The 23,042-nt window shown below is 39.8% G+C and carries 37 protein-coding genes; 32 read left to right on the top strand and 5 right to left on the bottom strand.

Features of this window, described 5'->3' with window-relative positions:
• Nucleotide 1 precedes the first annotated feature (1 nt).
• From HT729_RS01650 to HT729_RS01660, 3 genes are all read right to left on the bottom strand, one after another.
• Nucleotides 2-571 carry an ABC transporter ATP-binding protein gene (locus tag HT729_RS01650; protein WP_172931587.1) on the bottom strand — a complete coding sequence of 190 codons (570 nt, stop codon included), beginning with the start codon at nt 569-571 and terminating at the stop codon, nt 2-4.
• 265 nt (nt 572-836) lie between these two features.
• Complete coding sequence (locus HT729_RS01655) at nt 837-1,175, bottom strand: hypothetical protein (protein WP_050222808.1); 339 nt, start codon at nt 1,173-1,175, stop codon at nt 837-839.
• Between the two features lie 32 nt (nt 1,176-1,207).
• Nucleotides 1,208-1,648 (bottom strand): hypothetical protein, encoded by a 441-nt coding sequence (locus tag HT729_RS01660; RefSeq protein WP_050222809.1) that lies wholly within the window; start codon nt 1,646-1,648, stop codon nt 1,208-1,210.
• A 520-nt stretch (nt 1,649-2,168) separates the two neighbouring features.
• Between HT729_RS01660 and rpsJ the strand changes: the two genes are divergently transcribed.
• The 32 genes from rpsJ (at nt 2,169) to HT729_RS01820 (ending at nt 19,993) form a co-directional block, all read left to right on the top strand.
• Nucleotides 2,169-2,477, top strand: a complete 309-nt coding sequence (gene rpsJ / locus HT729_RS01665; RefSeq protein WP_001284513.1) for a 30S ribosomal protein S10 — start codon at nt 2,169-2,171, stop codon at nt 2,475-2,477.
• Nucleotides 2,478-2,693: 216 nt separating this feature from the next.
• The gene (rplC, locus tag HT729_RS01670; protein WP_000160197.1) at nt 2,694-3,320 is read left to right on the top strand and encodes a 50S ribosomal protein L3; all 627 of its coding nucleotides are present in this window, start codon (nt 2,694-2,696) and stop codon (nt 3,318-3,320) included.
• 24 nt (nt 3,321-3,344) lie between these two features.
• The gene (rplD, locus tag HT729_RS01675) at nt 3,345-3,968 is read left to right on the top strand and encodes a 50S ribosomal protein L4 (protein ID WP_000024549.1); all 624 of its coding nucleotides are present in this window, start codon (nt 3,345-3,347) and stop codon (nt 3,966-3,968) included.
• Entirely contained in the window at nt 3,968-4,264 is a 297-nt protein-coding gene (locus HT729_RS01680; protein ID WP_001055347.1) for a 50S ribosomal protein L23, read from the top strand. Before rplD ends, HT729_RS01680 begins: the two co-directional genes overlap by 1 nt.
• Before the next feature lie 17 nt (nt 4,265-4,281).
• Nucleotides 4,282-5,115 (top strand): 50S ribosomal protein L2, encoded by an 834-nt coding sequence (gene rplB, locus HT729_RS01685; protein WP_000512910.1) that lies wholly within the window; start codon nt 4,282-4,284, stop codon nt 5,113-5,115.
• A 103-nt stretch (nt 5,116-5,218) separates the two neighbouring features.
• A complete protein-coding gene (gene rpsS / locus HT729_RS01690) occupies nt 5,219-5,500 on the top strand; it encodes a 30S ribosomal protein S19 (protein WP_000533766.1) in 282 nt (93 codons plus the stop codon).
• Nucleotides 5,501-5,511: 11 nt separating this feature from the next.
• Nucleotides 5,512-5,856 carry a 50S ribosomal protein L22 gene (rplV, locus tag HT729_RS01695; protein ID WP_000818137.1) on the top strand — a complete coding sequence of 115 codons (345 nt, stop codon included), beginning with the start codon at nt 5,512-5,514 and terminating at the stop codon, nt 5,854-5,856.
• 12 nt (nt 5,857-5,868) lie between these two features.
• Nucleotides 5,869-6,522 (top strand): 30S ribosomal protein S3, encoded by a 654-nt coding sequence (gene rpsC / locus HT729_RS01700; protein WP_000529936.1) that lies wholly within the window; start codon nt 5,869-5,871, stop codon nt 6,520-6,522.
• 3 nt (nt 6,523-6,525) lie between these two features.
• Entirely contained in the window at nt 6,526-6,939 is a 414-nt protein-coding gene (gene rplP, locus HT729_RS01705; protein ID WP_000960946.1) for a 50S ribosomal protein L16, read from the top strand.
• A gap of 9 nt (nt 6,940-6,948) precedes the next feature.
• The gene (rpmC, locus tag HT729_RS01710; protein ID WP_000772918.1) at nt 6,949-7,155 is read left to right on the top strand and encodes a 50S ribosomal protein L29; all 207 of its coding nucleotides are present in this window, start codon (nt 6,949-6,951) and stop codon (nt 7,153-7,155) included.
• A gap of 24 nt (nt 7,156-7,179) precedes the next feature.
• The gene (rpsQ, locus tag HT729_RS01715; protein WP_000440801.1) at nt 7,180-7,440 is read left to right on the top strand and encodes a 30S ribosomal protein S17; all 261 of its coding nucleotides are present in this window, start codon (nt 7,180-7,182) and stop codon (nt 7,438-7,440) included.
• 25 nt (nt 7,441-7,465) lie between these two features.
• A complete protein-coding gene (gene rplN / locus HT729_RS01720; protein WP_000616545.1) occupies nt 7,466-7,834 on the top strand; it encodes a 50S ribosomal protein L14 in 369 nt (122 codons plus the stop codon).
• 182 nt (nt 7,835-8,016) lie between these two features.
• Nucleotides 8,017-8,322 (top strand): 50S ribosomal protein L24, encoded by a 306-nt coding sequence (rplX, locus tag HT729_RS01725; RefSeq protein ID WP_000497691.1) that lies wholly within the window; start codon nt 8,017-8,019, stop codon nt 8,320-8,322.
• Nucleotides 8,323-8,345: 23 nt separating this feature from the next.
• Nucleotides 8,346-8,888 (top strand): 50S ribosomal protein L5, encoded by a 543-nt coding sequence (gene rplE, locus HT729_RS01730; RefSeq protein ID WP_172931588.1) that lies wholly within the window; start codon nt 8,346-8,348, stop codon nt 8,886-8,888.
• A 17-nt stretch (nt 8,889-8,905) separates the two neighbouring features.
• Complete coding sequence (gene rpsN, locus HT729_RS01735; protein ID WP_001085703.1) at nt 8,906-9,175, top strand: 30S ribosomal protein S14; 270 nt, start codon at nt 8,906-8,908, stop codon at nt 9,173-9,175.
• Nucleotides 9,176-9,460: 285 nt separating this feature from the next.
• Complete coding sequence (gene rpsH, locus HT729_RS01740; RefSeq protein WP_000245503.1) at nt 9,461-9,859, top strand: 30S ribosomal protein S8; 399 nt, start codon at nt 9,461-9,463, stop codon at nt 9,857-9,859.
• A 187-nt stretch (nt 9,860-10,046) separates the two neighbouring features.
• Nucleotides 10,047-10,583 (top strand): 50S ribosomal protein L6, encoded by a 537-nt coding sequence (rplF, locus tag HT729_RS01745; RefSeq protein WP_000086622.1) that lies wholly within the window; start codon nt 10,047-10,049, stop codon nt 10,581-10,583.
• An 83-nt stretch (nt 10,584-10,666) separates the two neighbouring features.
• Nucleotides 10,667-11,023, top strand: coding sequence for a 50S ribosomal protein L18 (gene rplR / locus HT729_RS01750; RefSeq protein WP_000624044.1), 357 nt, complete (start codon nt 10,667-10,669; stop codon nt 11,021-11,023).
• Between the two features lie 17 nt (nt 11,024-11,040).
• Entirely contained in the window at nt 11,041-11,535 is a 495-nt protein-coding gene (rpsE, locus tag HT729_RS01755) for a 30S ribosomal protein S5 (protein ID WP_000874202.1), read from the top strand.
• A gap of 13 nt (nt 11,536-11,548) precedes the next feature.
• On the top strand, nt 11,549-11,731 hold the full coding sequence (gene rpmD / locus HT729_RS01760) for a 50S ribosomal protein L30 (RefSeq protein WP_000057241.1): 183 nt from the start codon (nt 11,549-11,551) through the stop codon (nt 11,729-11,731).
• Between the two features lie 144 nt (nt 11,732-11,875).
• On the top strand, nt 11,876-12,316 hold the full coding sequence (rplO, locus tag HT729_RS01765; protein WP_000766086.1) for a 50S ribosomal protein L15: 441 nt from the start codon (nt 11,876-11,878) through the stop codon (nt 12,314-12,316).
• A 12-nt stretch (nt 12,317-12,328) separates the two neighbouring features.
• Nucleotides 12,329-13,639 carry a preprotein translocase subunit SecY gene (secY, locus tag HT729_RS01770; protein ID WP_000465393.1) on the top strand — a complete coding sequence of 437 codons (1,311 nt, stop codon included), beginning with the start codon at nt 12,329-12,331 and terminating at the stop codon, nt 13,637-13,639.
• 264 nt (nt 13,640-13,903) lie between these two features.
• Nucleotides 13,904-14,542 carry an adenylate kinase gene (locus HT729_RS01775; protein WP_049552540.1) on the top strand — a complete coding sequence of 213 codons (639 nt, stop codon included), beginning with the start codon at nt 13,904-13,906 and terminating at the stop codon, nt 14,540-14,542.
• A 116-nt stretch (nt 14,543-14,658) separates the two neighbouring features.
• Nucleotides 14,659-14,877 (top strand): translation initiation factor IF-1, encoded by a 219-nt coding sequence (gene infA / locus HT729_RS01780; RefSeq protein ID WP_001029883.1) that lies wholly within the window; start codon nt 14,659-14,661, stop codon nt 14,875-14,877.
• Nucleotides 14,878-14,901: 24 nt separating this feature from the next.
• A complete protein-coding gene (gene rpmJ, locus HT729_RS01785; protein ID WP_001808836.1) occupies nt 14,902-15,018 on the top strand; it encodes a 50S ribosomal protein L36 in 117 nt (38 codons plus the stop codon).
• Nucleotides 15,019-15,035: 17 nt separating this feature from the next.
• Nucleotides 15,036-15,401 carry a 30S ribosomal protein S13 gene (rpsM, locus tag HT729_RS01790; protein WP_000090781.1) on the top strand — a complete coding sequence of 122 codons (366 nt, stop codon included), beginning with the start codon at nt 15,036-15,038 and terminating at the stop codon, nt 15,399-15,401.
• Between the two features lie 17 nt (nt 15,402-15,418).
• The gene (gene rpsK, locus HT729_RS01795; RefSeq protein ID WP_001118385.1) at nt 15,419-15,802 is read left to right on the top strand and encodes a 30S ribosomal protein S11; all 384 of its coding nucleotides are present in this window, start codon (nt 15,419-15,421) and stop codon (nt 15,800-15,802) included.
• Nucleotides 15,803-15,844: 42 nt separating this feature from the next.
• Nucleotides 15,845-16,780, top strand: coding sequence for a DNA-directed RNA polymerase subunit alpha (locus HT729_RS01800; RefSeq protein ID WP_000568988.1), 936 nt, complete (start codon nt 15,845-15,847; stop codon nt 16,778-16,780).
• Between the two features lie 11 nt (nt 16,781-16,791).
• Nucleotides 16,792-17,178, top strand: coding sequence for a 50S ribosomal protein L17 (gene rplQ / locus HT729_RS01805; RefSeq protein WP_000331493.1), 387 nt, complete (start codon nt 16,792-16,794; stop codon nt 17,176-17,178).
• A 264-nt stretch (nt 17,179-17,442) separates the two neighbouring features.
• On the top strand, nt 17,443-17,709 hold the full coding sequence (locus tag HT729_RS01810) for an ACT domain-containing protein (protein WP_119941690.1): 267 nt from the start codon (nt 17,443-17,445) through the stop codon (nt 17,707-17,709).
• A gap of 9 nt (nt 17,710-17,718) precedes the next feature.
• The gene (locus tag HT729_RS01815) at nt 17,719-19,056 is read left to right on the top strand and encodes a PFL family protein (protein WP_119941692.1); all 1,338 of its coding nucleotides are present in this window, start codon (nt 17,719-17,721) and stop codon (nt 19,054-19,056) included.
• A 244-nt stretch (nt 19,057-19,300) separates the two neighbouring features.
• Complete coding sequence (locus tag HT729_RS01820) at nt 19,301-19,993, top strand: histidine phosphatase family protein (protein WP_000241548.1); 693 nt, start codon at nt 19,301-19,303, stop codon at nt 19,991-19,993.
• Between the two features lie 299 nt (nt 19,994-20,292).
• Here the strand turns inward: HT729_RS01820 and HT729_RS01825 are convergent, their stop codons facing one another.
• Together HT729_RS01825 and HT729_RS01830 are read right to left on the bottom strand one after the other, a co-directional pair.
• Nucleotides 20,293-21,951, bottom strand: a complete 1,659-nt coding sequence (locus HT729_RS01825; RefSeq protein WP_172931589.1) for an iron ABC transporter permease — start codon at nt 21,949-21,951, stop codon at nt 20,293-20,295.
• The gene (locus tag HT729_RS01830; protein WP_172931590.1) at nt 21,941-23,032 is read right to left on the bottom strand and encodes an ABC transporter ATP-binding protein; all 1,092 of its coding nucleotides are present in this window, start codon (nt 23,030-23,032) and stop codon (nt 21,941-21,943) included. Before HT729_RS01830 ends, HT729_RS01825 begins: the two co-directional genes overlap by 11 nt.
• Between the last annotated feature and the right edge of the window lie 10 nt (nt 23,033-23,042).

The raw sequence follows: 23,042 nt of genomic DNA on the forward strand, positions 1-23,042 counted from the left end.
ATCATGAGTGATATAGAAAAATAAGAATCCCTCTATTTCTAAGTTTTTGTAGATATTTAAAAACTAATTGGCTGGTTGAAGTATCTAAGTTTCCTGTAGGTTCATCTAATAGTAAAATCTTTGGTTTTTTTATGGCTGCACGTGCAAGAGCTACCCTCTGCTTTTGCCCTCCGCTTAACTCAAAGCAAAACTTAGATTTCAAATCAAAAATATCTAATTCTTTCATGATACTTCCGATATCTGAATCCGGTGCATTACTTGCTAATTTTAAATTTTCAAAAACAGTAAAGTCTTCCAAAAGTTTATAATCTTGAAAAACTAATCCTATCTTTGATTCTCTTAACTGCGCCCATGTATCCAAACTATATTCTTTTGCGTTTTGCTTGAATAAAGTATACTCTCCTTCATACTCCTGATCTAAACCAAATAAAATATTAAACAATGTTGATTTACCTGTTCCGCTTTCACCTATTAAAGAATAAATTTTATTTGAGTCTTCTATATTGAGTGTAACTGAATTCAAAACTATTTTTTCTTTATATTTTTTGTCAAGATTTGAAATTTTCAACATACCTTTTACTCTCCAATGACATCTAAAAATAATATGAGAACCTGCTGTAGAATCACGGTACTAGTTAATTTTAAAATAGTTCAAATTTATGTCAGTATGATTTTATTATTTTTAATTGACTAAGCACCATGGATATATAATATATTTTCCCAAAAATAAAAGTTGAGTTATTTAGAATAATGCTAATGTAACTCAACTTTTATTTTTGCTATTTTGAAGGGTTAGACATTAGCCAAAAGTACTAATATTCAGACACATAAAGTTTTTATGAATTAAACCAAGGTGTATGCCAATATCTATTGTTTATAATAACTTGCCCCTGTCTATCTAAAGCAGGTTGCCCCCAGTAACTATTAGAAGCTGATTGATTAGGCCCTATTGTGTGATTACTATAGCCAATCCAAGAACCATCTGCTCGGATTACTCTAAAAGTAAAGTGACCTACCTCATTAAAAGAATTAGAGGTCCCTACTCCTGAAACACCGTTTACGTCAAATTGGAAATTAGAAAACCATGAACCTTGTGCGGCGAATGCAGCAGTCCCAGAAATAAGAGATAGTGAAGCAAGAGACAGAAATATTAATGATTTAAATTTTCTTAACATATTTTTTCCTTTCTTATTAAGTAATGCGCTTTTTAATTTAAACGAAGCAACAATTTTCTATCAGTATACTTCAAAACATTGATGTGATTATACTTACTATCATTAAATTTAACGATAATATCATTGCCACTAACGACATATATGTTGTTGATGGCTTGGTTTATATTGCCAACCAAGATATTTGATAAATCTGCATCTACTGTATTTTTTTTAAAAATTGCCTTCGTTTTCATAAAATATAAATAGACATCATTACTTATTTGTATTGCTTGATAATTTGAGAGTTGTTCAAAATTATCTAAATCTGCTTTAACAGATATAGAATAATCTTTATCGGTTTTTATTACCGTTACTTGTAAAGACTCTAGTGGAATAATTTCTCTTGTACTGTCTTGATATACTTTCCAGCCCCAATACCCCAAAAATAGCAAAATAATCCCAATAATCGCTAATAAAAATTTTTTTCTAATCATAGCTTACTCACATTCCAATCTTATTGAAGAAAATCTAGTTTATAGTTCCATTTACAACATCTTAACTAATTTCATTCATTGGCGAGAGCTTGCTAAACTCCCACAAATTCTACCAATATTTTTGAGAACTAAAATTAGTCCTCTCAATGAAGGTATAATAATTTTTTCTTAAAACATCTCCCCCTCCGTTTTTGTTTTGGTTTGTCCTATTTTTTAAATTATATTTACATCTCTTATTATACTCTATTATTTTTAATTTGACAACGCTTTCGCTGTTTTATTTCTTGATTTTTTGTAAAACTTTTCATCAAAAGCGATTTCATCCCAAAAAAAAGAAAAAAACCTAACAAATCCCTTGCAATCGCAGGGGCTTTGTGTTATTCTATTATGGTGCTGTAAATTACAGCTTTAGCTTTGATGCAAGAGGTTGCGACACGCTCGGTTGCATTGCCACGCAACGCCGCGTCGGTTTTCTTGTGGAGCTAGCCTATTATCTTAAATAGACGAAAAGGAGAAAAAAATGGCAAACAAAAAAATCCGTATCCGTTTGAAAGCTTACGAACACCGTACGCTTGACACAGCGGCTGCAAAAATCGTAGAATCAGCTACTCGTACAGGTGCACAAGTTGCGGGTCCAATCCCACTTCCAACTGAACGTAGCCTCTACACAATTATTCGTGCGACTCACAAATACAAAGACTCTCGCGAACAATTTGAAATGCGTACACACAAACGTTTGATCGATATCGTTAACCCAACTCAAAAAACAGTTGATGCTTTGATGAAATTGGATCTTCCAAGTGGTGTAAACGTAGAAATTAAACTTTAATCTAAAATATAAAAGAGCAGAGGCTGGTGTTTCAATCTAATTGAACACGGGCTAAACTCGGTGTGAAAAAGATAAACTTCCTAGTGTCTGCTAGACACTGCGTCAGTTTCCTATTTTCACTTTGAGTTTGACGCCCTTTGTATCTTAGACCTGAGCATAAAAAACGCTCGTTAAAAACTTTTTGAATAAAAAATATAGAAAAGGAACTATTTTCTCATGACAAAAGGAATCTTAGGGAAAAAAGTGGGAATGACTCAAATCTTCACTGAAGCTGGCGAATTGATCCCTGTAACAGTTATTGAAGCAACTCCAAACGTTGTTCTTCAAGTTAAAACTGTTGAAACAGACGGATACAACGCTATCCAAGTTGGTTTCGATGACAAACGCGAAGTATTGAGCAACAAACCTGCTAAAGGACATGTAGCGAAAGCTAACACGGCTCCTAAGCGCTTCATTCGTGAATTCAAAAACGTTGAAGGCTTGGAAGTTGGTGCTGAAATCACAGTTGAAACATTCGCAGCTGGAGACGTTGTTGACGTAACTGGTACTTCTAAAGGTAAAGGTTTCCAAGGTGTTATCAAACGCCACGGACAATCACGTGGACCAATGGCTCACGGTTCTCGTTACCACCGTCGTCCAGGTTCTATGGGGCCTGTTGCACCTAACCGCGTATTCAAAGGTAAAAACCTTGCAGGACGTATGGGTGGTGACCGCGTAACAATTCAAAACCTTGAAGTTGTACAAGTTGTTCCAGAAAAGAACGTTATCCTTATCAAAGGTAACGTACCAGGTGCTAAGAAATCTCTTATCACTATCAAGTCAGCAGTTAAAGCTGGTAAATAATAAGGAAAGGGGAATACAGTCAAAATGGCAAATGTAACATTATTCGACCAAACTGGTAAACAAGCTGGCGAAGTTGTTCTTAACGATGCAATCTTTGGTATCGAACCAAACCAATCTGTTGTGTTTGATGTGATCATCAGCCAACGTGCTAGCCTTCGTCAAGGAACTCACGCAGTTAAAAACCGCTCAGCTGTTTCAGGTGGCGGACGCAAACCATGGCGTCAAAAAGGAACTGGACGTGCTCGTCAAGGTTCTATCCGCTCTCCACAATGGCGTGGTGGTGGAATCGTCTTCGGACCAACTCCACGTAGCTATGCGTACAAACTTCCTCAAAAAGTTCGTCGCCTTGCGCTTAAATCTGTTTACTCAGAAAAAGTTGCTGAAAATAAATTTGTAGCCGTTGATTCTCTTGAATTTACAGCTCCAAAAACTGCTGAATTTGCAAAAGTTCTTGCAGCTTTGAGCATCGATTCTAAAGTCCTTGTTATTCTTGAAGAAGGAAACGAATTCGCAGCTCTTTCAGCTCGTAACCTTCCAAACGTGAAAGTTGCGACTGCTACAACTGCAAGTGTTCTTGACATCGCAAATAGTGACAAACTTCTTGTTACTCAAGCAGCTATCTCTAAAATCGAGGAGGTTCTTGCATAATGAATTTGTATGATGTTATCAAAAAACCTGTCATCACTGAAAGCTCAATGGCTCAACTTGAAGCAGGAAAATATGTATTTGAAGTTGACACTCGTGCACACAAACTTTTGATCAAGCAAGCTGTTGAAGCTGCTTTCGAAGGTGTTAAAGTTGCTAATGTTAACACAATCAACGTAAAACCAAAAGCTAAACGTGTTGGACGTTACACTGGTTTTACTAACAAAACTAAAAAAGCTATCATCACACTTACAGCTGATTCAAAAGCAATCGAGTTGTTTGCTGCTGAAGCTGAATAATCTAAGGAGGAAATATCGTGGGAATTCGTGTTTATAAACCAACAACAAACGGTCGCCGTAATATGACTTCTTTGGATTTCGCTGAAATCACAACAAGCACTCCTGAAAAATCATTGCTTGTTGCATTGAAGAGCAAGGCTGGTCGTAACAACAACGGTCGTATCACTGTTCGTCACCAAGGTGGTGGACACAAACGTTTCTACCGTTTGGTTGACTTCAAACGTAACAAAGACAACGTTGAAGCGGTTGTTAAAACAATCGAGTACGATCCAAACCGTTCTGCAAACATCGCTCTTGTACACTACACTGACGGTGTGAAAGCATACATCATCGCTCCAAAAGGTCTTGAAGTAGGTCAACGTATCGTTTCAGGTCCAGAAGCAGATATCAAAGTCGGAAACGCTCTTCCACTTGCTAACATCCCAGTTGGTACTTTGATCCACAACATCGAATTGAAACCAGGTCGTGGTGGTGAATTGGTACGTGCTGCTGGAGCATCTGCTCAAGTATTGGGTCAAGAAGGTAAATACGTTCTTGTTCGTCTTCAATCAGGTGAAGTTCGTATGATTCTTGGAACTTGCCGTGCTACAGTTGGTGTTGTCGGAAACGAACAACACGGACTTGTAAACCTTGGTAAAGCGGGACGTAGCCGTTGGAAAGGTATCCGCCCAACAGTTCGTGGTTCTGTAATGAACCCTAACGATCACCCACACGGTGGTGGTGAAGGTAAAGCACCAGTTGGTCGTAAAGCACCATCTACTCCATGGGGCAAACCTGCTCTTGGTCTTAAAACTCGTAATAAGAAAGCGAAATCTGACAAACTTATCGTTCGTCGTCGCAACGAGAAATAATATTAAACTAGTCGCTTAAGCAACTAGTAAATCCGCCAGCTCGGTAGCGCTCCATGTGAGCGCAAGCCGCTGTGGTACAACATTTAAAGGAGAAAATATAAAAATGGGACGCAGTCTTAAAAAAGGACCTTTCGTCGATGAGCATTTGATGAAAAAAGTTGAAGCTCAAGCTAACGACGAAAAGAAAAAAGTTATTAAAACTTGGTCACGTCGTTCAACGATCTTCCCAAGTTTCATTGGTTACACTATTGCAGTTTATGACGGACGTAAACACGTACCTGTTTACATCCAAGAAGACATGGTAGGTCACAAACTTGGTGAATTTGCACCAACTCGTACTTACAAAGGTCACGCTGCAGACGACAAGAAAACACGTAGAAAATAAGGAGAACATAAATGGCAGAAATTACTTCAGCTAAAGCAATGGCTCGTACAGTACGTGTTTCACCTCGTAAATCACGTCTTGTTCTTGATAACATCCGTGGTAAAAGCGTAGCCGATGCAATCGCAATCTTGACATTCACTCCAAACAAAGCTGCTGAAATCATCTTGAAAGTTTTGAACTCAGCTGTAGCTAACGCTGAAAACAACTTTGGTTTGGATAAAGCTAATTTGGTAGTATCTGAAGCATTCGCAAACGAAGGACCAACTATGAAACGTTTCCGTCCACGTGCGAAAGGTTCAGCTTCACCAATCAACAAACGTACAGCTCACATCACTGTAGCTGTTGCAGAAAAATAAGGAGGTAAAATCGTGGGTCAAAAAGTACATCCAATTGGTATGCGTGTCGGCATCATCCGTGATTGGGATGCCAAATGGTATGCTGAAAAAGAATACGCGGATTACCTTCATGAAGATCTTGCAATCCGTAAATTCGTTCAAAAAGAACTTGCTGACGCAGCAGTTTCAACTATTGAAATCGAACGCGCAGTAAACAAAGTTAACGTTTCACTTCACACTGCTAAACCAGGTATGGTTATCGGTAAAGGTGGTGCTAACGTTGATGCACTCCGTGCAAAACTTAACAAATTGACTGGAAAACAAGTACACATCAACATCATCGAAATCAAACAACCTGATTTGGATGCTCACCTTGTAGGTGAAGGAATTGCTCGTCAATTGGAGCAACGTGTTGCTTTCCGTCGTGCACAAAAACAAGCAATCCAACGTGCAATGCGTGCTGGAGCTAAAGGAATCAAAACTCAAGTATCAGGTCGTTTGAACGGTGCAGATATCGCCCGTGCTGAAGGATACTCTGAAGGAACTGTTCCGCTTCACACACTTCGTGCAGATATCGATTACGCTTGGGAAGAAGCAGATACTACATACGGTAAACTTGGTGTTAAAGTATGGATCTACCGTGGTGAAGTTCTTCCAGCTCGTAAAAACACTAAAGGAGGTAAATAACCAATGTTAGTACCTAAACGTGTTAAACACCGTCGTGAGTTCCGTGGAAAAATGCGCGGTGAAGCAAAAGGTGGAAAAGAAGTAGCATTCGGTGAATACGGTCTTCAAGCTACAACTAGCCACTGGATCACTAACCGCCAAATCGAAGCTGCTCGTATCGCCATGACTCGTTACATGAAACGTGGTGGTAAAGTTTGGATTAAAATCTTCCCACACAAATCATACACTGCTAAAGCTATCGGTGTGCGTATGGGATCTGGTAAAGGGGCACCTGAAGGTTGGGTAGCACCAGTTAAACGTGGTAAAGTGATGTTCGAAATCGCTGGTGTATCTGAAGAGATTGCACGTGAAGCGCTTCGACTTGCTAGCCACAAATTGCCAGTTAAATGTAAATTCGTAAAACGTGAAGCAGAATAAGGAGAAGGCATGAAACTTAATGAAGTAAAAGAATTTGTTAAAGAACTTCGTGGTCTTTCTCAAGAAGAACTCGCGAAGCGCGAAAACGAATTGAAAAAAGAATTGTTTGAACTTCGTTTCCAAGCTGCTACTGGTCAATTGGAACAAACAGCTCGCTTGAAAGAAGTTAAAAAACAAATCGCTCGTATCAAAACAGTTCAATCTGAAGCGAAATAATAGACTAGGGAAGGAGAAATTTCAATGGAACGCAATAATCGTAAAGTTCTTGTTGGACGTGTTGTATCTGACAAAATGGACAAGACAATCACAGTTGTAGTTGAAACAAAACGTAACCACCCAGTCTATGGTAAACGTATTAACTACTCTAAAAAATATAAAGCTCATGATGAAAACAATGTTGCCAAAGAAGGCGATATCGTACGTATCATGGAAACTCGCCCGCTTTCAGCTACAAAACGTTTCCGTCTTGTAGAAGTTGTTGAAGAAGCGGTCATCATCTAATCAAACCTGAAAGGAGAAAACTGAAATGATTCAAACAGAAACTCGTTTGAAAGTCGCAGACAACAGCGGTGCTCGCGAAATCTTGACTATCAAAGTTCTTGGTGGTTCAGGACGTAAATTTGCAAACATCGGTGATGTTATCGTGGCATCTGTAAAACAAGCTACTCCTGGTGGTGCGGTTAAAAAAGGTGACGTTGTTAAAGCAGTTATCGTTCGTACTAAATCAGGTGCTCGTCGTGCTGATGGTTCATACATCAAATTTGACGAAAACGCAGCAGTTATCATCCGTGAAGACAAAACTCCTCGCGGAACACGTATCTTTGGCCCAGTTGCACGTGAATTGCGTGAAGGTGGCTTCATGAAGATCGTGTCACTTGCTCCAGAAGTACTTTAATTGGTTGCTCAAAGAAAATTAAAACAAGTCTAGGAAGTAAAACGAAAGCATAACTTAAGTTAGGTGAGTTGAAACTGACGAAGGATTGCTTTGATTTTCGAAGAGCAAAAACAAACAAACTAGTCCCCTAGCTTCAAGCTAGGGTGCCCTTATGGGCGTAAGAAAAATCAAGGAGAAACCTAATGTTTGTAAAAAAAGGCGACAAAGTTCGCGTAATCGCTGGTAAAGATAAGGGAACAGAAGCTGTTGTCCTTACTGCCCTTCCAAAAGTAAACAAAGTTATCGTTGAAGGTGTTAACATCGTTAAGAAACACCAACGTCCAACTAACGAGCTTCCTCAAGGTGGTATCATCGAGAAAGAAGCAGCTATCCATGTATCAAACGTTCAAGTTTTGGACAAAAATGGTGTAGCTGGTCGTGTTGGTTACAAATTTGTAGACGGTAAAAAAGTTCGCTACAACAAAAAATCAGGCGAAGTGCTTGATTAATCACGAAGGAAAGGAGAAGTATAATGGCAAATCGTTTAAAAGAAAAATATCTTAATGAAGTAGTTCCTGCTTTGACAGAACAATTCAACTACTCATCAGTGATGGCTGTGCCTAAAGTAGATAAGATCGTTTTGAACATGGGTGTTGGTGAAGCTGTATCAAACGCTAAAAGCCTTGAAAAAGCTGCTGAAGAATTGGCACTTATCTCAGGTCAAAAACCACTTATCACTAAAGCTAAAAAATCAATCGCCGGCTTCCGTCTTCGTGAAGGTGTTGCGATCGGTGCAAAAGTTACCCTTCGTGGTGAACGGATGTACGATTTCTTGGATAAATTGGTTTCAGTTTCACTTCCACGTGTACGTGACTTCCACGGTGTTCCAACAAAATCATTTGATGGACGCGGAAACTATACACTTGGTGTGAAAGAACAATTGATTTTCCCAGAAATCAACTTCGATGACGTTGACAAAACTCGTGGTCTTGACATTGTTATCGTAACAACTGCTAACACTGACGAAGAGTCACGTGCATTGCTTACAGGCCTTGGAATGCCTTTTGCAAAATAATATAGGAGGTAAATCTAATGGCTAAAAAATCAATGGTAGCTAGAGAGGCTAAACGCCAAAAAATTGTTGACCGTTATGCTGAAAAACGTGCTGCATTAAAGGCAGCAGGGGACTATGAAGGTTTATCTAAATTACCTCGCAACGCCTCACCGACTCGTTTACATAATCGTTGTAGAGTTACGGGGCGCCCACATTCAGTTTACCGCAAATTTGGTCTGAGTCGTATCGCTTTTCGCGAACTTGCGCATAAAGGTCAAATTCCTGGTGTAACAAAAGCATCTTGGTAATTTAAGATATCAAGGGCGTCAAAACTCTAAGTGAAAATAGGAAACTTGACGAAGAAACTGAGGTTTCTAGGAAAGTTTATCTTTTTCACACAGAGTTTAGCCCGGGTTCAGTTGGGCTAGCCAATTTGAACACGAGCTACAGCTTTGGCAAAAAAAGACCAATTTTCTTTGGAGCATCGCTCCTGCATCAAATTGCCTATTTTTGCTCTTGCTGTTACGCTCTTTGTATCATGTATTAACTAGCAAGTGCAACTTGCAAACTACTAGTAAGAGGAGAAAAACAAAATGGTTATGACTGACCCAATCGCAGACTTCCTAACTCGTATTCGTAACGCTAACCAAGCTAAACACGAAGTACTTGAAGTACCTGCATCAAACATCAAAAAAGGGATTGCTGAAATCCTTAAACGCGAAGGTTTTGTAAAAAACGTTGAAATCATCGAAGATGACAAACAAGGCATCATCCGTGTATTTCTTAAATACGGACCAAACGGTGAAAAAGTTATCACTAACTTGAAACGTATTTCTAAACCAGGACTTCGTGTCTACAAAAAACGTGAAGACCTTCCAAAAGTTCTTAACGGACTTGGAATTGCTATCCTTTCAACTTCTGAAGGTTTGCTTACTGATAAAGAAGCACGCCAAAAGAATGTTGGTGGTGAGGTTATCGCTTACGTTTGGTAATATTTAGTTCCCAATTTCTTTGTGACTCTTCGTTATCGTCTCTTGCCTAACACAAAGTTATGCCTGCGAGACGATGCCTAGATTCACTTTGAAATTGAAACCTAAATGTTCCTTTAAATCGAGAAATCGATTTAGCCCCGTGAAAACTGGCCGTTCTGGCCTGACAATTTAACAGGAGAAAATAAACATGTCACGTATTGGTAATAAAGTTATCGTGTTGCCTGCTGGTGTTGAAATCACTAACAATGACAACCTTGTAACTGTAAAAGGACCTAAAGGAGAACTTACTCGTGAGTTCTCAAAAGATATTGAAATCCGTGTGGAAGGTACTGAAGTAACTCTTCACCGTCCAAACGATTCAAAAGAAATGAAAACTATCCACGGAACTACTCGTGCCCTTTTGAACAACATGGTTGTTGGTGTATCAGAAGGATTCAAGAAAGAACTTGAAATGCGCGGGGTTGGTTACCGTGCACAACTTCAAGGATCTAAACTTGTTTTGGCTGTTGGTAAATCTCATCCAGACGAAGTTGAAGCTCCAGAAGGAATTACTTTTGAACTTCCAAACCCAACAACAATCGTTGTTAGCGGAATTTCAAAAGAAGTAGTTGGTCAAACAGCTGCTTACGTACGTAGCCTTCGTTCACCAGAACCATATAAAGGTAAAGGTATCCGTTACGTTGGTGAATTCGTTCGCCGTAAAGAAGGTAAAACAGGTAAATAATGTTGAGTGGTTGATTCTCAACCACCAACCTATTTTCCAACTTTGTGCATAGCACACGATTTAAAACTAAAGAGGTGAAAACTGTGATTTCAAAACCAGATAAAAACAAACTCCGCCAAAAACGCCACCGTCGTGTTCGCGGAAAACTCTCTGGAACTGCTGATCGCCCACGTTTGAACGTATTCCGTTCTAATACAGGCATCTACGCTCAAGTGATTGATGACGTAGCGGGTGTAACGCTCGCAAGTGCTTCAACTCTTGATAAAGAAGTTTCAAAAGGAACTAAAACTGAACAAGCTGTTGCTGTCGGTAAACTCGTTGCAGAACGTGCAAACGCTAAAGGTATTTCAGAAGTGGTGTTCGACCGCGGTGGATATCTATATCACGGACGTGTGAAAGCTTTGGCTGATGCAGCTCGTGAAAACGGATTGAAATTCTAATAGGAGGACACTAGAAAATGGCATTTAAAGACAATGCAGTTGAATTAGAAGAACGCGTAGTTGCTGTCAATCGTGTTACAAAAGTTGTTAAAGGTGGACGTCGTCTTCGTTTCGCAGCTCTTGTTGTTGTTGGTGACCACAACGGTCGCGTAGGATTTGGTACTGGTAAAGCTCAAGAAGTTCCAGAAGCAATCCGTAAAGCAGTAGATGATGCTAAGAAAAACTTGATCGAAGTTCCTATGGTTGGAACAACAATCCCACACGAAGTTCTTTCAGAATTCGGTGGAGCTAAAGTATTGTTGAAACCTGCTGTAGAAGGTTCTGGAGTTGCCGCTGGTGGTGCAGTTCGTGCCGTTGTGGAATTGGCAGGTGTGGCAGATATTACATCTAAATCACTTGGTTCTAACACTCCAATCAACATTGTTCGTGCAACTGTTGAAGGTTTGAAACAATTGAAACGCGCTGAAGAAGTTGCTGCCCTTCGTGGTATTTCAGTTTCTGATTTGGCATAAGAAAGGGGATAAAATGGCTCAAATTAAAATTACTTTGACTAAGTCTCCAATCGGACGCATTCCATCACAACGTAAAACTGTTGTAGCACTTGGACTTGGCAAATTGAACAGCTCTGTTATTAAAGAAGATAACGCTGCTATCCGTGGTATGATCACTGCAGTATCTCACTTGGTAACAGTTGAAGAAGTAAACTAATGAATTTTTAGGGGATGTGCACTATACCATCCCCTAAAACTAGATATAGTCATCTATGATGACGTCGTATAGGCGAGTTGATGGGGGAGACAACCTTTTCTCCCTTATCGGCGCTAGCATTTTACAAAAGAGGAGAAAATAAAAATGAAACTTCATGAATTGAAACCTGCAGAAGGTTCTCGTAAAGTACGTAACCGCGTTGGTCGTGGTACTTCATCAGGTAACGGTAAAACATCTGGTCGTGGTCAAAAAGGTCAAAAAGCTCGTAGCGGTGGCGGAGTTCGCCTTGGTTTTGAAGGTGGACAAACTCCATTGTTCCGTCGTCTTCCAAAACGTGGATTCACTAACATCAACGCTAAAGAATACGCAATTGTGAACCTTGACCAATTGAACGTCTTTGAAGATGGTGCTGAAGTAACTCCAGTTGTTCTTATCGAAGCAGGAATTGTTAAAGCTGAAAAGTCAGGTATTAAAATTCTTGGTAACGGTGAGTTGATTAAGAAATTGACTGTGAAAGCAGCTAAATTCTCTAAATCAGCTGAAGAAGCTATCACTGCTAAAGGTGGTTCAGTAGAAGTCATCTAAGAGAGGTGACCTATGTTTTTTAAATTATTAAGAGAAGCTCTTAAAGTCAAGCAGGTTCGATCAAAAATTTTATTTACAATTTTTATCGTTTTGGTCTTTCGTATCGGAACTAGCATTACAGTTCCTGGTGTGAATGCCAATAGCTTGAATGCTTTAAGTGGATTATCCTTCTTAAACATGTTGAGCTTGGTGTCGGGGAATGCCCTAAAAAACTTTTCGATTTTTGCCCTAGGAGTTAGTCCCTATATTACTGCTTCTATCGTTGTCCAACTCTTACAAATGGATATTTTACCGAAATTTGTAGAGTGGGGAAAACAAGGGGAAGTAGGTCGAAGAAAATTGAACCAAGCTACTCGTTATATTGCCCTTGGTCTAGCCTTTGTGCAATCTATCGGGATTACAGCTGGTTTTAATACCTTGGCTGGAGCTCAATTGATTAAAACTGCTTTAACTCCCCAAGTTTTTCTGACGATTGGTATCATCTTAACAGCTGGTAGTATGATTGTCACTTGGTTGGGAGAGCAAATTACAGATAAGGGATACGGAAATGGTGTTTCTATGATTATCTTTGCCGGGATTGTTGCCTCAATTCCAGAGATGATTCAGGGCATCTATGTGGACTACTTTGTGAACGTCCCAAGTAGCCGGATCACTTCATCTATCATTTTCGTAATCATTTTGATTATTACTGTATTGTTGATCATTTACTTTACAACTTATGTTCAACAAGCAGAATACAAAATTCCAATCCAATATACTAAGGTTGCACAAGGTGCTCCATCTAGCTCTTACCTTCCATTGAAGGTAAACCCTGCTGGAGTTATCCCTGTTATCTTTGCCAGTTCCATTACTGCAGCGCCTGCGGCGATTCTTCAGTTTTTGAGCGCCACAGGTCATGATTGGGCTTGGGTAAGGGTAGCACAAGAGATGTTGGCAACCACTTCTCCAACTGGTATTGCCATGTATGCTTTGTTGATTATTCTCTTTACATTCTTCTATACGTTTGTACAGATTAATCCTGAAAAAGCGGCAGAGAACCTACAAAAGAGCGGTGCCTATATTCACGGAGTTCGTCCTGGTAAAGGTACAGAAGAATATATGTCTAAACTTCTTCGTCGTCTTGCAACTGTTGGTTCCCTCTTCCTTGGTGTGATTTCCATTTTGCCGATTGCAGCTAAAGATGTATTTGGTCTTTCTGATGTTGTTGCCTTTGGTGGAACAAGTCTCTTGATCATTATCTCTACAGGTATCGAAGGAATCAAACAATTGGAAGGTTACCTATTGAAACGTAAGTATGTTGGTTTCATGGATAGAACAGAATAAAAGTATTTACTGATACTCTTCGAAAATCTCTTCAAACCACGTCAGCTTTATCTGCAACCTCAAAGCAGTGCTTTGAGCAACCTGCGGCTAGCTTCCTAGTTTGCTCTTTGATTTTCATTGAGTATGAATTAGTAAATACTGAGGGAGTGGAGGTTTAAACTCTAACATTTGTAAGAGTTTGGTCTCCCCTCTTCTATTTTGTTTTTAAATAGGGGTGAAAAGACTTTTTGCTTCTATTTAAAAATAAAATAAGGAGATCAGATCATGAATCTTTTGATTATGGGCTTACCTGGTGCAGGTAAGGGAACTCAAGCAGCAAAAATCGTAGAACAATTCCATGTTGCACATATCTCAACAGGTGATATGTTCCGTGCTGCTATGGCAAATCAAACTGAAATGGGTGTTCTTGCTAAGTCATACATTGACAAGGGTGAATTGGTTCCTGATGAAGTTACAAATGGAATCGTAAAAGAACGTCTTTCACAAGATGATATTAAAGAAACAGGATTCTTGTTGGATGGTTACCCACGTACAATCGAACAAGCTCATGCCTTGGACAAAACATTGGCTGAACTTGGTATTGAACTAGAAGGCGTCATCAACATTAAAGTAAATCCAGATAGCCTCTTGGAACGTTTGAGTGGTCGTATCATCCACCGCGTAACTGGAGAAACTTTCCACAAGGTTTTTAACCCACCAGTTGACTATAAAGAAGAAGATTACTACCAACGTGAAGATGATAAGCCTGAGACAGTCAAACGTCGTTTGGACGTTAATATTGCTCAAGGAGAACCAATCATTGCTCACTACCGTGCCAAAGGTTTGGTTCATGACATCGAAGGTAATCAAGATATCAATGATGTCTTCTCAGATATTGAAAAAGTATTGACAAATTTGAAATAAAGCGTTTTTCACACTTGCAAAAATCCGCTACAAATGTTATACTGAGATAGTCTGACTTATAATTGTTGTCTCTGTGTCTAGAGGCATCGAATCGAAATTTATGGAGGTGCTTTTGCGTGGCAAAAGACGATGTGATTGAAGTTGAAGGCAAAGTAGTTGATACAATGCCGAATGCAATGTTTACGGTTGAACTTGAAAATGGACATCAGATTTTAGCAACAGTTTCTGGTAAAATTCGTAAAAACTATATTCGTATTTTAGCGGGAGATCGTGTTACTGTCGAAATGAGTCCATATGACTTGACACGTGGACGTATCACTTACCGCTTTAAATAATCGAAAAACTTGGAGGGATAAGAAATGAAAGTAAGACCATCGGTCAAACCAATTTGCGAATACTGTAAAGTTATTCGTCGTAATGGTCGTGTTATGGTAATTTGCCCAGCAAATCCAAAACACAAACAACGTCAAGGATAAGATAGAAAGGAGAAAACATGGCTCGTATTGCTGGAGTTGATATTCCAAATGACAAACGCGTAGTAATCTCATTGACTTATGTTTATGGTATCGGACTTGCAACATCTAAGAAAATTTTGGCTGCTGCTGGAATCTCAGAAGATGTTCGTGTACGTGATCTTACATCAGATCAAGAAGATGCTATCCGTCGTGAAGTGGATGCAATCAAAGTTGAAGGTGACCTTCGTCGTGAAGTAAACTTGAACATCAAACGTTTGATGGAAATCGGTTCATACCGTGGTATCCGTCACCGTCGTGGACTTCCTGTCCGTGGACAAAACACTAAAAACAACGCTCGCACTCGTAAAGGTAAAGCTGTTGCGATTGCTGGTAAGAAAAAATAATATAGGAGGTAAAAGTCTTGGCTAAACCAACACGTAAACGTCGTGTGAAAAAGAATATCGAATCTGGTATTGCTCATATTCACGCTACATTTAATAACACTATTGTTATGATTACTGATGTGCATGGTAATGCAATTGCTTGGTCATCAGCTGGTGCTCTTGGTTTCAAAGGTTCTCGTAAATCTACACCATTCGCTGCCCAAATGGCTTCTGAAGCTGCTGCTAAATCTGCACAAGAACACGGTCTTAAATCAGTTGAAGTTACTGTAAAAGGTCCAGGTTCTGGTCGTGAGTCAGCTATTCGTGCGCTTGCTGCCGCTGGTCTTGAAGTAACAGCAATTCGTGATGTGACTCCAGTGCCACACAATGGTGCTCGTCCTCCAAAACGTCGCCGTGTATAATCATCGCATTACACTGCTTTTCGTTTAAGAGGGAGTAACTAAATGATCGAGTTTGAAAAACCAAATATAACAAAAATTGATGAAAATAAAGATTATGGCAAGTTTGTAATCGAACCACTTGAACGTGGCTACGGTACAACTCTTGGTAACTCTCTTCGTCGTGTACTTCTAGCTTCTCTACCAGGAGCAGCTGTGACATCTATCAATATTGATGGTGTGTTACATGAGTTTGACACAGTTCCAGGTGTTCGTGAAGACGTGATGCAAATCATTCTGAACATTAAAGGAATTGCAGTGAAATCGTACGTTGAAGACGAAAAAATCATCGAACTAGATGTTGAAGGTCCTGCTGAAGTAACAGCTGGTGACATTTTGACAGATAGCGATATTGAAATTGTAAATCCAGATCATTATCTCTTTACAATCGGTGAAGGTTCTTCTCTAAAAGCGACTATGACTGTTAACAGTGGTCGTGGATATGTACCTGCTGATGAAAATAAAAAGGATAATGCACCAGTTGGAACACTTGCTGTAGATTCTATTTATACACCAGTTACAAAAGTCAACTATCAAGTGGAACCTGCTCGTGTAGGTAGCAATGATGGATTTGATAAATTAACCCTTGAAATCTTGACAAATGGAACAATTATTCCAGAAGATGCTTTAGGGCTTTCAGCACGTATTTTGACAGAACATCTTGATTTGTTTACAAATCTTACTGAAATTGCTAAGTCAACTGAAGTGATGAAAGAAGCTGATACTGAATCTGACGACCGTATTTTGGATCGTACGATTGAGGAACTGGACTTGTCTGTGCGTTCATACAACTGTTTGAAACGTGCCGGTATCAATACTGTGCATGATTTGACAGAAAAATCTGAAGCAGAGATGATGAAAGTACGAAATCTTGGACGCAAGAGTTTGGAAGAAGTGAAACTCAAACTCATTGATTTGGGTCTTGGATTAAAAGATAAATAAAGGAGGAATACATGGCTTACCGTAAACTAGGACGCACTAGCTCACAACGTAAAGCAATGCTTCGCGATTTGACAACTGACCTTTTGATCAATGAATCAATCGTGACAACTGAAGCTCGTGCTAAAGAAATCCGTAAAACTGTTGAAAAAATGATTACTCTAGGTAAACGTGGTGATTTGCATGCACGTCGTCAAGCAGCTGCTTTCGTACGTAATGAAATCGCATCTGAAAACTATGATGAAGCAACTGATAAGTACACTTCTACTACAGCACTTCAAAAATTGTTCTCAGAAATCGCACCTCGTTATGCTGAACGTAACGGTGGATACACTCGTATCCTTAAAACTGAACCACGTCGTGGTGATGCAGCGCCAATGGCGATCATCGAATTAGTATAAAATCATCAATTTTGTTGAGTGTTATGATGATGGAGTCTTGTGCTCTTAGTCTAGCTCTGGTCTACCGCTAGGATTTCGGTCCTAGCGGGAACACTCATCATAAGTTGGGATAGTAGACGCTTGTTTACGAAATTGTTTTTTGCTTAAGAACAACTTCGTAAGCAGGCGTTTTTGAGTATTTTAGTTGGAATTATGCTATACTATTTGAAAAGAATCCTGTTTAATGTTCAGGTTTCCTATTTTAAGAAGAATTGGAGTTTGCTTATGAAAGCGATTATAACTGTTGTTGGTAAAGATAAATCTGGAATTGTTGCAGGTGTTTCTGGTAAAATTGCAGAAATGGGTTTGAACATAGACGATATCTCTCAAACTGTCTTGGATGAATATTTCACGATGATGGCTGTCGTCTCTAGTGATGAAAAGCAAGATTTCACTTATCTTCGTAATGAATTTGAAGCTTTTGGGCAAACTTTGAATGTGAAAATTAATATTCAGAGTGCAGCGATTTTCGAAGCTATGTATAATATCTAGGAGGTTATCATGGATATTAGACAAGTTACTGAAACTATTGCCATGATTGAGGAGCAAAACTTCGATATCAGAACTATTACCATGGGGATTTCCCTTTTGGACTGTATTGATCCAGATATCAATCGTGCTGCGGAGAAAATTTATCAAAAGATTAGGACCAAGGCAGCTAATTTAGTGGCTGTTGGCGATGAAATTGCGGCTGAGTTGGGAATTCCTATCGTTAATAAGCGTGTATCGGTGACACCTATTTCTCTAATTGGAGCAGCGACAGATGCGACGGACTACGTGGTTCTGGCAAAAGCGCTTGATAAGGCTGCGAAAGAGATTGGAGTGGACTTTATTGGTGGTTTCTCTGCCTTGGTACAAAAAGGTTATCAAAAGGGAGATGAGATTCTCATCAATTCTATTCCTCGTGCTTTGGCTGAAACGGACAAGGTATGCTCGTCAGTCAATATCGGCTCAACCAAGTCTGGTATCAATATGACGGCTGTCGCAGATATGGGACGTGTTATCAAGGAAACGGCAACTCTATCTGATATGGGGGCAGCTAAGTTGGTTGTATTCGCTAATGCTGTTGAGGACAATCCATTTATGGCGGGTGCCTTCCATGGTGTTGGGGAGGCAGATGTTATCATCAATGTCGGAGTTTCTGGTCCTGGTGTGGTGAAACGTGCCCTGGAAAAAGTTCGTGGAGAGAGCTTTGACGTAGTAGCAGAAACGGTCAAGAAGACTGCCTTTAAAATCACTCGGATCGGTCAATTGGTTGGTCAAATGGCCAGTGAGAGACTGGGTGTGGAGTTTGGTATTGTGGACTTGAGTTTGGCGCCAACTCCTGCGGTTGGAGATTCTGTTGCACGTGTCCTTGAAGAAATGGGGCTAGAAACAGTTGGTACGCATGGAACGACGGCTGCCTTGGCTCTCTTGAATGACCAAGTTAAAAAGGGTGGAGTGATGGCCTGCAACCAAGTTGGTGGTTTGTCTGGTGCCTTTATTCCTGTTTCCGAGGATGAGGGAATGATTGCTGCAGTGCAAAATGGCTCTCTTAATTTGGAAAAACTAGAAGCTATGACGGCTATCTGTTCTGTTGGTTTGGATATGATTGCCATCCCAGAAGATACACCTGTTGAAACCATTGCGGCTATGATTGCGGATGAGGCTGCCATTGGTGTCATTAACATGAAAACAACAGCTGTTCGTATCATTCCAAAAGGAAAAGAAGGCGATATGATTGAGTTTGGTGGCCTATTAGGAACTGCACCTGTTATGAAAGTCAATGGAGCTTCGTCTGTTGATTTCATCTCTCGTGGAGGACAAATCCCAGCACCAATTCATAGTTTTAAAAATTAAGAAAATAGGAGAAATTTTAAGCTCTATTTAAGGTTGGATGTGTATACTATAATCATTAAATAAAGACCTCCTAATATTATTTGAAACAGATAATACTGATTTAGTTTGAATTTGATTTTCATCTAATATCTTTATTTAATAGAACTCCTAAACTTTTTCATAATAATCTCCTGCAAAAGTCGCCTGTCTGGGTGGCTTTTGTTTTATCATCCATGATATAATAGAAGCAAACGGAGGACGGAAAATGGTAAAAGTACGATTGTATTTGGTACGTCATGGCAAGACCATGTTTAACACGATTGGTCGCGCGCAAGGTTGGAGCGATACTCCCTTAACAGCTGAAGGTGAACGAGGGATTCAAGAGTTAGGAATCGGTTTGCGAGAATCTGGTCTGCAGTTTGAGCGTGCTTATTCGAGTGATTCTGGTCGCACTATTCAGACAATGGGAATTATCCTTGATGAACTTGGCTTGCAGGGAAAAATCCCTTATCGCATGGACAAGCGTATCAGAGAATGGTGTTTTGGTAGCTTTGACGGAGCTTACGATGGCGATCTTTTCATGGGCATTATTCCTCGTATCTTTAATGTGGATCACGTTCACCAATTGTCTTATGCTGAACTGGCTGAGGGCTTGGTAGAGGTTGATACAGCTGGTTGGGCTGAAGGTTGGGAAAAACTCAGTGGCCGCATCAAAGAAGGCTTTGAAGCGATTGCCAAAGAAATGGAAGAGCAAGGTGGGGGCAATGCCCTTGTCGTCAGCCACGGAATGACCATTGGAACCATTGTTTATCTGATCAATGGTATGCATCCACATGGTCTCGATAATGGTAGCGTGACGATTCTTGAATATGAGGACGGCCAGTTTAGCGTAGAAGTTGTCGGCGATCGTAGTTACCGAGAACTAGGACGGGAGAAGATGGAGGAAGCCTCTATTTAATGCTCTTCGAAAATCTCTTCAAACCGCGTCAACGTAGTCTTGTCGTAGATATGGTTACTGACTTCGTCAGTTCTATCCACAACCTCAAAACAGTGTTTTGAGCTGACTTCGTCAGTCTTATCTACAACCTCAAAGCAGTGCTTTGAGTAACCTGAGGCTAGTTTCCTAGTTTACTCTTTGATTTTCATTTAGTATACTCAGTCTAGACTTGCTTGCCATGAGCTAGGAATTTGATAAGAATATCAAGATAAGAAAAAACAGCCGAGGGTAATCCTTTCGGCTGTTTTTGATGGGGAAAACTAAAGTGTAATGCTATTGCTTTTAGAGATTTTCATAAACAAGAGCAAAGAACCTACTGTTAGAACAGTCAGGATAGTTGACAAGGCTGCGGCTACACCGTAATTCCCTCTGAGAACCTCTGTATAAATGGCTACAGTCATTGTTCTTGTTTTGACATTGTAGAGGAGGATAGAAGTAGAGAGTTCTGAAATCATTGTGACCCAAGATAGGATAGCTCCAGAAATAATACCAGATAGCATCATTGGAGTTGTAATCTTGGCAAAGGTATTGAGACGGCTACTTCCTAAACTTTCAGCAGCTTCTTCAATACTTGGTGCTATTTGTTGCAAGCTAGCAACAGATGAGCGAATAGTATAAGGCAATCTTCTGACAGATAGGGACATAATCAAGATGAAAGCAGTTCCTGTAATCATAAGAAATCCACTTCCAAATAGGCCAGTATTGAAGGAAGAAATGAAGGCAATCCCTAGAACGGTTCCTGGTACAATATAAGGAACCATACTGAGGCTGTCAATTAAGTTTGTAAACAAATTCCGTTTTCTAACGGCTAGGTAGGAGATAAATGTTGCGAATAGGACAACTAGGACTAAGGCAATCAAAGGGATACGAATGGTATTGAAAATAGCAGATCCCATACGATTGAAAGCTACCTTGTAACTGTTTAGAGAATAACCTTTGACAAATACCATACCTGATGTTTTTAGGAAAGAGGTATAAATCAAGTAAATTTGAGGTAAAACAGAGATAAAGATAATTCCGTAGACTGTTGCATAAATGGCAGCCATTTTTCCTTTTGTAGTTTTTTTAGGCTCAATTGGATGGAGCGAATTCATGCTGAAACTGTAGCGGTTTGCAATGTGTTTTTGGATAAGGAAAATTGTCAAGGCAATGATAATCGCCATAATTGCTAGAGCAGATGCAAAAGCAGAATTTCCTCCAACCTCGCTAATAAATTGTGTATAAATCAGGACAGGGAAAGTCCGATATCCTTCACCAATTAACATCGGCGTTCCAAAGTCTGAGAATGCTCTCATGAATACAAGCAGGGCAGCCGCTAATAAGGTTGGAACTAGGAGAGGTAAAACAACCGTTACGATACGCTTAAATCCGAAGGACCCCATGCTTTCAGCGGCTTCAAGTAGAGAATTGTCAATACTTTTCATTGTTCCAGCAACGTATAGAAATACCAGTGGAAATAGTTGAAGTGTAAAGACAAGTACAATTCCTTTGAATCCATAAATATCGATAGCTGGAAGATGAAGGGTATTTGTCAGGAATTTAGTAATGACCCCATTTCGTCCCAGCAAGAGAATCCAGGAGTAGGCTCCTACGAAAGGAGCTGACATGGAAGCAATGATAATCAATATTTGTAGAAATTTCTTTCCCTTGAAGTCATACATGGAAAAGAGGTAAGCTAATAGGGTTCCTACGACTAAGGAAGTGACAGTAGCGGTAATGGAAACCTTGAAACTATTGACTAGTGTCTCAGAATAGTAGGCTTTACTAAAGAAAGTGACAAAATTAGCTAGTGAGAATTGTCCTTCATGTATGAGTGCTTGCTTGAGCACAGTAACGATAGGATACACGAGAAAGACAAGATAGGTAAGAAAGATGAAGAAAGAGGAGGCTGTCCAAATATTTAGTTTTTTACGTTCCATGGTTGACTCCTTTTATCAGGTTTTGAGAACCATCTGCAGAAAAGACGTTTAATTTTTGAGTATTGATTCGTAGACGAATACGATCGCCTTTTTGTAGATCTTCTTCAAAAGTTGATTCTTCGCTAACTTGAATTTTTGAGGCAAAGCCTGTCTCGATGAAGTATTCAGTATTTAGTCCAAGATAGACGCTATCGCTAATAGTTCCTTCAATATCTCCAGATTCATCTTTGATAAATTCTTCAGGACGAATGCTTACATGAATAGCTTGTTCCTCAGCCTGATCAAGGGCTGGCATTCGAAGGGCATAGCCATCTGAAAAGACGATATAAGCGCCGACGCTTCGTTTTTCGAGATTGGCAGGGATGATATTTGTGCGTCCGATAAAGGTTGCTACAAACTCATTAGCTGGTTTATGATAGAGTTCTTTTGGTCGGCCGATTTGTTGAATCACCCCATCTTTCATAACAGCAATTTGATCTGAAATAGCCATAGCTTCTTCTTGGTCGTGGGTCACATAAACGGTTGTAATTCCTACTTCGTGTTGGATTTCTCGAATGGCTTGACGCATATCCAAGCGAAGTTTGGCATCCAGATTACTAAGTGGCTCGTCCATGAGGAGAACACTTGGATTAACCGCTAAGGCACGTGCCAAGGCGACACGTTGTTGTTGTCCACCACTGAGTTTATCGGGCTTCCGATCCGCATATTGAGCAATTTGCATTAGTTCAAGATACTTGTTGGTCTGTTGGATCAATTCTTCTTTTGGAACCTTCTTTTGCTTGAGACCAAAAGCGACATTATCTCGGACAGTCAAATGTGGGAAAATAGCGTAGTTTTGGAAAACCATGCCAATATTGCGTTTGCTGGGTTCCATATTATTGATTTTTGTATCATCGAAGTAAAATTCTCCACCTTCGATACTGTTGAAACCTGCAATCATACGAAGAAGGGTCGTTTTCCCACATCCTGAAGGTCCAAGAAGGGTAAAGAGACTTCCTTTTGGAATTGTAATGTTCAAATTCTCAATAACAGGGACATCGTGGTAGATTTTTTTGGCGTTAATAATTTTGATCTCACTCATAGTGAACCTC

It is taken from the genome of Streptococcus sp. 79 (assembly GCF_013277425.1).
In the GTDB taxonomy this organism is placed as follows: domain Bacteria; phylum Bacillota; class Bacilli; order Lactobacillales; family Streptococcaceae; genus Streptococcus; species Streptococcus pseudopneumoniae.

Excerpts from the sequence above, each read along its gene's own strand:
- rplC (WP_000160197.1), top strand. The coding sequence starts at position 2,694 with ATGACAAAAGGAATCTTAGGGAAAAAAGTGGGAATGACTCAAATCTTC.
- HT729_RS01800 (WP_000568988.1), top strand. The coding sequence starts at position 15,845 with ATGATCGAGTTTGAAAAACCAAATATAACAAAAATTGATGAAAATAAA.
- rplF (WP_000086622.1), top strand. The coding sequence starts at position 10,047 with ATGTCACGTATTGGTAATAAAGTTATCGTGTTGCCTGCTGGTGTTGAA.
- rpsM (WP_000090781.1), top strand. The coding sequence starts at position 15,036 with ATGGCTCGTATTGCTGGAGTTGATATTCCAAATGACAAACGCGTAGTA.
- HT729_RS01810 (WP_119941690.1), top strand. The coding sequence starts at position 17,443 with ATGAAAGCGATTATAACTGTTGTTGGTAAAGATAAATCTGGAATTGTT.
- rpsE (WP_000874202.1), top strand. The coding sequence starts at position 11,041 with ATGGCATTTAAAGACAATGCAGTTGAATTAGAAGAACGCGTAGTTGCT.
- rplO (WP_000766086.1), top strand. The coding sequence starts at position 11,876 with ATGAAACTTCATGAATTGAAACCTGCAGAAGGTTCTCGTAAAGTACGT.
- HT729_RS01775 (WP_049552540.1), top strand. The coding sequence starts at position 13,904 with ATGAATCTTTTGATTATGGGCTTACCTGGTGCAGGTAAGGGAACTCAA.
- HT729_RS01655 (WP_050222808.1), bottom strand. The coding sequence starts at position 1,175 with ATGTTAAGAAAATTTAAATCATTAATATTTCTGTCTCTTGCTTCACTA.
- rpmD (WP_000057241.1), top strand. The coding sequence starts at position 11,549 with ATGGCTCAAATTAAAATTACTTTGACTAAGTCTCCAATCGGACGCATT.
- rpsH (WP_000245503.1), top strand. The coding sequence starts at position 9,461 with ATGGTTATGACTGACCCAATCGCAGACTTCCTAACTCGTATTCGTAAC.
- rpmJ (WP_001808836.1), top strand. The coding sequence starts at position 14,902 with ATGAAAGTAAGACCATCGGTCAAACCAATTTGCGAATACTGTAAAGTT.
- rplQ (WP_000331493.1), top strand. The coding sequence starts at position 16,792 with ATGGCTTACCGTAAACTAGGACGCACTAGCTCACAACGTAAAGCAATG.
- HT729_RS01825 (WP_172931589.1), bottom strand. The coding sequence starts at position 21,951 with ATGGAACGTAAAAAACTAAATATTTGGACAGCCTCCTCTTTCTTCATC.
- HT729_RS01660 (WP_050222809.1), bottom strand. The coding sequence starts at position 1,648 with ATGATTAGAAAAAAATTTTTATTAGCGATTATTGGGATTATTTTGCTA.
- HT729_RS01650 (WP_172931587.1), bottom strand. The coding sequence starts at position 571 with ATGTTGAAAATTTCAAATCTTGACAAAAAATATAAAGAAAAAATAGTT.
- rplE (WP_172931588.1), top strand. The coding sequence starts at position 8,346 with ATGGCAAATCGTTTAAAAGAAAAATATCTTAATGAAGTAGTTCCTGCT.
- rplX (WP_000497691.1), top strand. The coding sequence starts at position 8,017 with ATGTTTGTAAAAAAAGGCGACAAAGTTCGCGTAATCGCTGGTAAAGAT.
- rpsQ (WP_000440801.1), top strand. The coding sequence starts at position 7,180 with ATGGAACGCAATAATCGTAAAGTTCTTGTTGGACGTGTTGTATCTGAC.
- secY (WP_000465393.1), top strand. The coding sequence starts at position 12,329 with ATGTTTTTTAAATTATTAAGAGAAGCTCTTAAAGTCAAGCAGGTTCGA.
- rpsN (WP_001085703.1), top strand. The coding sequence starts at position 8,906 with ATGGCTAAAAAATCAATGGTAGCTAGAGAGGCTAAACGCCAAAAAATT.
- rpmC (WP_000772918.1), top strand. The coding sequence starts at position 6,949 with ATGAAACTTAATGAAGTAAAAGAATTTGTTAAAGAACTTCGTGGTCTT.
- rplP (WP_000960946.1), top strand. The coding sequence starts at position 6,526 with ATGTTAGTACCTAAACGTGTTAAACACCGTCGTGAGTTCCGTGGAAAA.
- rplV (WP_000818137.1), top strand. The coding sequence starts at position 5,512 with ATGGCAGAAATTACTTCAGCTAAAGCAATGGCTCGTACAGTACGTGTT.
- HT729_RS01830 (WP_172931590.1), bottom strand. The coding sequence starts at position 23,032 with ATGAGTGAGATCAAAATTATTAACGCCAAAAAAATCTACCACGATGTC.
- HT729_RS01820 (WP_000241548.1), top strand. The coding sequence starts at position 19,301 with ATGGTAAAAGTACGATTGTATTTGGTACGTCATGGCAAGACCATGTTT.
- rplD (WP_000024549.1), top strand. The coding sequence starts at position 3,345 with ATGGCAAATGTAACATTATTCGACCAAACTGGTAAACAAGCTGGCGAA.
- rpsJ (WP_001284513.1), top strand. The coding sequence starts at position 2,169 with ATGGCAAACAAAAAAATCCGTATCCGTTTGAAAGCTTACGAACACCGT.
- rplN (WP_000616545.1), top strand. The coding sequence starts at position 7,466 with ATGATTCAAACAGAAACTCGTTTGAAAGTCGCAGACAACAGCGGTGCT.
- HT729_RS01680 (WP_001055347.1), top strand. The coding sequence starts at position 3,968 with ATGAATTTGTATGATGTTATCAAAAAACCTGTCATCACTGAAAGCTCA.
- HT729_RS01815 (WP_119941692.1), top strand. The coding sequence starts at position 17,719 with ATGGATATTAGACAAGTTACTGAAACTATTGCCATGATTGAGGAGCAA.
- rpsS (WP_000533766.1), top strand. The coding sequence starts at position 5,219 with ATGGGACGCAGTCTTAAAAAAGGACCTTTCGTCGATGAGCATTTGATG.